The sequence below is a fragment of the uncultured Candidatus Kuenenia sp. genome, from assembly GCF_900696675.1.
In the GTDB taxonomy this organism is placed as follows: domain Bacteria; phylum Planctomycetota; class Brocadiia; order Brocadiales; family Brocadiaceae; genus Kuenenia; species Kuenenia stuttgartiensis_A.
In genome coordinates, this window is record NZ_CAADGZ010000299.1 from 1 (window position 1) to 1120 (window position 1120).

General features: G+C 35.9%; 1 protein-coding gene. It reads left to right on the forward strand.

What is annotated here, in order from left to right:
- A partial coding sequence (locus QZT26_RS17780; RefSeq protein ID WP_295104109.1) for an IS4-like element ISCku3 family transposase occupies positions 1 to 933 on the forward strand: 933 nt, incomplete at its 5' end.
- Positions 934 to 1120 lie beyond the last annotated feature (187 nt).

Consider the following 1120-nt stretch of genomic DNA (forward strand, 5'->3'; position numbering starts at 1 on the left):
GTTCGAGCCAAGCGTGCTAACTTAGCAGATTTATCCGATGTTGCCTTATTAAAGCGATTAAAAAAGAGCAAAGAATGGCTATATAAATTATGTTTATCTTTATTCCGTGAGCGTGGCCTCCAAATTAATAAACGGAATAATTTTCATCTTCGCTTATTTGATGCAACAACAGTAAAGGAACCTGGGAAAACAGGAAGTCTTTGGCGCATTCATTATAGTATTGAGGTTCCTTCATTATCTTGCGATTTCTTTAAACTTACGGGAACTGAAGGAGAAGGCACAGGAGAATCTTTTCGGCAGTTTCCGATGAAAAAAGATGATTATATTATAGCTGACAGAGGTTACTGTACTGGCCAAGGAATTCATCATGCAACAAGGAAAGGCGCTTATCTTAGCGTTAGAGTTAATTCGCAATCTCTACGGATATTCGGCGAAGAAAAGAAACCCTTTCCTTTATTGAAAGAAATCCAATATTTAAAAAGACCCCTTGCTATAAAATCATGGAACGTTTTTATTCCAAACGTTGATAATACTGAATATGTCAAAGGTCGTCTTTGTATAATACGCAAAACAGAAGAAGCCATTAAAATAGCTCATAAAAAACTTAAAAGACATGCAAGCAAAAAGGGCATTGAACTAAAACCGGAGACCCTTATTTATGCCAAGTACGTAATAGTATTCACAACGTTTCCTGAAAATCAATTTACCGCTTTTGATATCTTAGAATGGTATCGAGTTCGATGGCAAATTGAACTGGTCTTTAAAAGATTTAAACAAATAGCACAATTTGGACACTTACCTAAATACGATGATGATAGCTCAAAAGCTTGGCTTTATGGCAAACTATTCGTTGCTCTTTTGACAGAAAAACTAATAGATTTTGCTACGTCTTTTTCCCCCTGGGGATACTTCATTGTCAAGCAAGAAGACTAAAAGCAAATGGCGTGAATTTGCTTTTATGCTTAATCAAGTAAAACGGGCTATAGAACCAGCGTTATCATTACAGGAAGTTCTTAAGTGCTGGAATGACATTGCTTGTTCTTTAGCAGAAAATACAAGAATCCGAAAAACACAGATATCAAAATACTTCGAGCATACCTAAAACAAGTTAGCGCTTATG